Genomic DNA, 6,000 nt, shown 5'->3' with positions numbered 1-6,000 from the left:
ATCGCTGTCCCAAGGTCTTCCTTTCAGCCATCGCGCTCGCAGCAACCGTCATCTACTGGTTATGAATCCTGACCCTAGTCAATTTGATTGGAGTGACGGTTTCGTCCCACCTGAAACTTTAAGTTACACGCCTAGCTTGGGAGACCTGCTCGTTGCTTGGCTTCACTTTGTGGAAGCCGTGCAAATTTCAATGAATTACACAATGACGATTGAAGATGGACGGGCCATATTGATGGGTCGCCGGATGCTTCAAGCCTCTCAACCTCCCGGCCAAGCAGACGCATGGGATATTGTTGCATGGTCTGAAATGCTGAAGGCGAGATTGGGGCCAGTATGGAACAGCGCATTGGTCGAAGTACTTGTCTTTGATCCGAAAGCGATCCCGCCAACTTTTATTCCAAAAAGTCAGGTTCAAAAATGCGATGCATGGGGCCTCAGTATGTCGTTCCCCGCGTCTTGGTTGATGCAGCAGTCAAAATTTGAACGAAACGAGACGACGGAAGCGAACAGCCCCATTCAAAATGTACTCGACTTGACCGACTTGTTCTCTGTGATTGACTACTCCGCATGGCCTGGCTTGGACGGATTTGCAAAATTCATCGGTTTGCATCCCAAGACGCTTCAAAGAGAACTTGCAAGACACGGCACGACAGGAGCAAATCTCGTAGACAGCGCGAAAATGCGTCAGGCGGAGCAATGGCTGACCGAGGGGCGCCTTTCTATAACAGATATCGGAAAGAACTTGGGCTACAAAAACCCAAGTGCGTTTACACGAACGTGTCGCCGTTGGTTTGGATCGTCGCCTTGCCGGTTAAAGCACGACCTCGATGTTCGATGATATGCCCGTGAAGTAGGTCCGCTTTGCGAGCAAAATCTGAGAACAATAAATTACGATTTGATTATACAAAATGTTGGAGTATCCTATGTTGCAGCAACCACATATAGATTGACTATTCAGGAGGGGATGGTGAAAGTTCTTAGATCAGCGGTTGCAACTGCACTAACTGCAACGCTGATAACATGCCCTAACTTGGGCGCAGCAGACCAAGTCTCGGAGCAGATAAAAGCGCTGCTGCAGTCAAATACGAATGCGAGTAGTACACTTTCAAACAGCAAGAGTTTGGACGCAGAAATCCTTGTACCTCGTTTCTATACGGACAGAGAATTTACGCCAGCTTGGACCAGTTTTGAATTGGTTGACGAGCTTTTTGAGGAGTTGGACGGAGCAATTGATCAGGGTTTTACGCCGAGTGACTTCAAACTAGAAGAGCTTCGATCCGCATTCAAAGCCTCACAGGATGGCGATGCCTCCAGTCGAGCTTTATTCGATATTCTCGCGACTGACGCGGCCGTAAAACTCGTACACCACTTGGTGTTTGGAAAAGTCGATCCAAATGCGCTAGACGACGCTTGGAATTTCTCAAAGCCAGTAATACAACAAGACCCTTCCGTTGTATTGAGCCACTATCTTCAAGATGAAGGCTTCAGCGCTTTAATTGAACGCATCGATATCGACAACGCGCAATATACGATGCTCGTTGATGCTTTGAGCAAATACAGAGCTATCGCATCAAAGGGAGGCTGGAACACAGTCCCCGAAGAAACGGTTCTGAAGCCGGAAATGGTGGATCCTGCCGTCGCCGAACTGCGCAAAAGGTTAGCGACAGAAGGCTACGATGGAACAAATGAATTTCCAGAAATCAGCCAAAGCGGTATAAATCCAGCTTGGGTTTATGACGATCATTTGGTGCGACAGGTAAAAACCTTTCAAAATCGTCACGGCTTGGAGGCAGATGGCGTCGTTGGTGGTAAGACCTTCGCGTCTCTCAACAAACCTGTCGAAGATCGCATAGATAAATTGCGGCTCAGCCTGGAACGAGGCCGCTGGCTCATGCGCGAAATCGACGAAGAGTTCGTGCTGGTAAACATTGCAGGCGCTCGTACTTACTTGGTCACGTCCGATGGGACGCTTTGGACCACTCGGTCGATCACAGGATCAGCCTACCGAAAAACCCCAGTGTTCCGAGATGAAATTGAATACATTGAATTCAATCCGACTTGGACTGTTCCCGCCTCGATTTTTCGGAAGGATAAGCTTTCGCGCATCCGCAAGGATCCAGCCTATCTGGCGCGCAACAATTACGTAGTCCGGAACAAAGACGGGCAGACGATTCCTACCAACGCTGTGAACTGGGGGGCAAAGAACCCCGCCGTCACTTTGGTTCAGCAGCCGGGCCCAGACAATGCGTTAGGTTTGGTCAAGTTCATGTTTCCCAATAAATACGCAGTGTATTTGCATGATACCAACGACCGCAGTCTCTTCGACCGAAATGAGCGAAACCTAAGTTCAGGCTGCGTGCGTCTTGAGTATCCATTCGAATTTGCCAGCCTTTTGATGGAGGGAGAGCCGGACTGGAGCCGGCAAAAGATGCAATCCATCCTGGATAGCGGGAAGACTACGCGAGTTAACCTACCCGAGCCCATGCCGGTCCTTTTGACCTATTGGACTGCGTGGGTCGAAGATGGGACCGTTCATTTCCGCGAGGACCCTTACGAGCGAGATGCTCGAATACTTGCGGCTTTGGACCGATGAACACGTCATCCTAAAAGAGATGCGCAATTCTAAGCGTGCTAAATTGCCAGTAGGATTGGTGACTTCTAATTGGCGGAAATTCGAAGCAGTGTGAGTTGCGATAGGGGAGCACATGAGGGTTTGGCTCGTAAGAATAGTTGGGCTGGTTACATTTCTCGTCTTCGCTGCGATCGCTTTTGTCTGGTTGTTGCTTGCTGCTCCGATGTTCTCGGACATGCGGCGCGACCTTGTTGAGCAAGTTCTTTCGGAACAAATTGGTCAGCCCCTTTTGGTCAACGATGATGTAAGCGTCGCGCTTGGCCGCATTAGCCACATCTACGTCGGTGGGGTGGTCATCCCGAGCCAGACAATGCCGGAGTCACCACTTGTGACATTGAACCTGTTGGAACTGGAGTTGAACGTTGCCGCTTTGACCAATGGGCATCTGCACTTTGACAATCTCGTGGTGGACGGCCTCCAAGCAAATATTCTTACAGCCGCAGACGGCACCACAACTTGGCGAAAAGGCGAGCCAACGCCCAAGCCCGTTTCCGAGGAAACTGTATCAGCTTATGATCAAAAAGACGTCGCTAAAGCTGATAGTATCAATGAGAGCGGTATGGAAGGCAGTGGGATTCTGAATTTCCTTAGCGACAAGAACGTCAGCTTCACATCAATTGGGTTAAACATCGACGACAAGGTCTCGGGCTTCTCATTTGTGTTTGATCTCCAGTCACTCGCGCTCGAACAAGTGGATAATGGACAAAGAACGAAGGTCTCCGGTTCCGGCTCCGTCAACGGTCAGGGTTTCCAAATCGAAGGCGACTACCCACACGCCGCGCCATTTACGACGCGAGCCAGTTTTGGCGAAATGACCGTAATCTACGATGGTGAGCCTTTCTCGGAAGACGAAGGTGGCGGTTATCGCGCAATCTTGGAGATGGACACCGGTGAATTCGGTGATTTTCTAGATGTCATTGGATTGGAACGCGTTTTGGAAGGCAATGGCCAGTTGCAGGCTGAACTCGTGTCTCAGGACGCTCTGAAGATCGAGGCGTTTACAACAACTGTAAGCCTGGAGGATGGGCAGAAACTCGAAGCTGAAGGTTCAATAGATGACCTCTACACCGCTCAGGGCGTCGATCTGCTTTTCAACGCGCGACTTCATCCGGAAGGACAGCCGCCGCCTGCAGCCAAAAGTATACAGGAACTGAAGTTCACGGGCTTTGAAATGCATATGGTCGGATCCTTGGCTTCCTTCGAATTCGAGAAGTTGCTGTTCCAAACCAATGCATTTGACCAGGGGTTAGACGTAATCGGTCCAGCCTCTATCGAAAGCATTCGCCGCATGCCAGACGGCCGGCTCGCCATGCTGGGCATTGCGCTGCAAGCCGGGCCAATTGAGGAACCGGTCCTCAAAGCGGAAGGTGAAATTCTCGATCTTCTCCAACTTCAGGACGTAACTTTCGATGGTGTGCTCGACGGGCCCGCCAAATTGATTCTGGCCAACCTCGATGAAGACTATGTTGAACAGTTCGGCGGCATCAAAGCCGATTTCAACATATCCAATGTGGGCGGGCCGGTTTCACTCAACAGGTTTAACGCGACCACTTACGACACCGATCTCTGGGCGCTCGATCTCGCGCTATCTGTCAACGAGCTAAAAGGGCTGTCCGGTCTCGATTTCGACGTGGAACTTGGTGTCGACGACGGTGCCCAATTTCTGACCGCGCTCAACTTGCAACCTGTCGAAATTGGCGCACTGGCTATCAACGCTGAAACCTCCAGACAGGGCGAAGACTTTGATGCCGCAATCAAGTTCGAAGCCGGATCTTCGCATATTCTTGCAGCTTTGGATGCGCGGTTTCCCGAAGGTGCATCGGTCGTCAGTGGCAACATTACGAGCGAGAGGCTCGATCTCAACGACCTGAAGAGCCTCACCTCCGTACTGGACCAACTGAAAAGCCTCGTAGGAGAGGCCTCAAAAGAACCTGAAGCCGAAGTTCAGCCTTTGGTTTTGCCGAAGGAGACAGACGTCCAGCCCCCGGTGTTGCAAAAAGAAAAAGGGAAACCTGCCGATCTTCTGAATGTACAGCGTGTACTGAAAGAGGCTGACGTCGAGGTGCAGATCGACTTGAAGGAGATTGTAGGCCAGCAAGGTGTAACATCTATTTCCAGCCAATTGTCTGCAAAAGACGGAACCGTTGATTTCGGCCCTATACAGATGGCCTATGGCGGCGGAAAATTCAGCCTTCGGGCTGTCATGGACTTGGTCGATTCACCCGATTGGCTTTCATTATCGGGATCAACCTCGGGATGGGAATTCGGTGAGATCCTTGATGAACTGGGAATTGAAATTGATGCCTATGGCCGTTTGAACGGAGAGTTCAACGTTTCTGGCAGCACCACCTCGGGCAAGGCCTTCATCAACTCGATGCGCGGCAACGCGTCTTTGTCGATGTCGGAGGGCTACATCAGCACCAGCCTATTGGAACTAGCGGGGCTGGGCATATTCCCCTGGCTGTTTTCGGAGGAGTTTAGACAAGGTTACACTGGCATCACTTGCGTTGTTGCCCCAGTTAATATCCAGGCCGGGCAAGTCACTTCAAACTCCATCGTTATTGAAACAGGATCGGTTCAATTGGTTGCAAGGGGGCAAGTGGATTGGCTGAACGATACGATAGCAATAAGAGCGGAGCCGCGGCGCGTTGGCAAACCCCTATCCCGAAGCGCTTGGCCCTTTGATGTGACTGGCCAGCTTTCGTCGCCAAAGTTCAAGCTGGATGTAGGCGGGTCCAGAAACAAGGCTCCAGAAGGCGCTGATGCTATGCCTGTCGACAGGCAACCCTGTGTGCCGGACATCAATCAATTGCAGTAGTCGGACGCGACCTAGTTCTTCAGTGGTTCTGGCTGTTCGGCCTGACACGTAACAACGGCCTCAATGGCTTTTGCGGACCCGCTGAGATCAAGCTCCACCTCGGCCCCACTTTCACCAATAATCGTGACGCTTTGGCGTTTTCCGAACTCGGTTACAAATGCCGGGTTGTCGAAAAAGGCGTAGCCACCTGGAACGCCATTCTTGAAGACTCCAACTGCTTCGCCTTCAAACTTCGCATCACCGAAGTCGAACTGTACGACCCCGGTCGCCCCGTCCTCGATTTGAACCCAGGCCGGATTAAAGGCTGCAAAAAAGCCACCAGCCTGATTGGGTGCCGCGCCGATTTCAACGGTCATTTCATTTTCAAAGGGTTTCCAAGCAAGACAGCCGTTGCCCTTTTCGGGATCAATCAGGATTGTCCAGTCCCCGGATTCACCCCACCGTTCCATACCAGCAGCAGGAAGTAAGCTTGCACAACACAAAGCCAACGTTGTCAGCACATATCTGTACATTTTTGACCCCGGATTAGTCTTGAAGGTTTACCCATCCT

Annotated in this window: 4 protein-coding genes; 3 read left to right on the top strand and 1 reads right to left on the bottom strand. The window is 51.2% G+C overall.

Going from position 1 to position 6,000, the window contains the following annotated elements:
- Positions 1–61 precede the first annotated feature (61 nt).
- From GOW31_RS22335 to GOW31_RS21370, 3 genes are all read left to right on the top strand, one after another.
- Positions 62–838, top strand: coding sequence for a helix-turn-helix transcriptional regulator (locus tag GOW31_RS22335; protein WP_171172735.1), 777 nt, complete (start codon positions 62–64; stop codon positions 836–838).
- Positions 839–967: 129 nt separating this feature from the next.
- Entirely contained in the window at positions 968–2,593 is a 1,626-nt protein-coding gene (locus GOW31_RS21375; protein ID WP_371813795.1) for a murein L,D-transpeptidase, read from the top strand.
- 112 nt (positions 2,594–2,705) lie between these two features.
- Entirely contained in the window at positions 2,706–5,450 is a 2,745-nt protein-coding gene (locus tag GOW31_RS21370) for an AsmA family protein (RefSeq protein ID WP_171172734.1), read from the top strand.
- Between the two features lie 11 nt (positions 5,451–5,461).
- Here the strand turns inward: GOW31_RS21370 and GOW31_RS21365 are convergent, their stop codons facing one another.
- A complete protein-coding gene (locus GOW31_RS21365; protein ID WP_254441785.1) occupies positions 5,462–5,806 on the bottom strand; it encodes a hypothetical protein in 345 nt (114 codons plus the stop codon).
- Positions 5,807–6,000 lie beyond the last annotated feature (194 nt).

The organism is Ruegeria sp. HKCCA0370, assembly GCF_013033705.1.
In the GTDB taxonomy this organism is placed as follows: Bacteria; Pseudomonadota; Alphaproteobacteria; order Rhodobacterales; family Rhodobacteraceae; genus Ruegeria.
This window is presented reverse-complemented; position numbering and strand designations above follow the sequence as displayed.

Coding starts and splice junctions, on each gene's coding strand:
- GOW31_RS21370 (WP_171172734.1), top strand. CDS start 2,706: ATGAGGGTTTGGCTCGTAAGAATAGTTGGGCTGGTTACATTTCTCGTC.
- GOW31_RS21365 (WP_254441785.1), bottom strand. CDS start 5,806: ATGACCGTTGAAATCGGCGCGGCACCCAATCAGGCTGGTGGCTTTTTT.
- GOW31_RS22335 (WP_171172735.1), top strand. CDS start 62: ATGAATCCTGACCCTAGTCAATTTGATTGGAGTGACGGTTTCGTCCCA.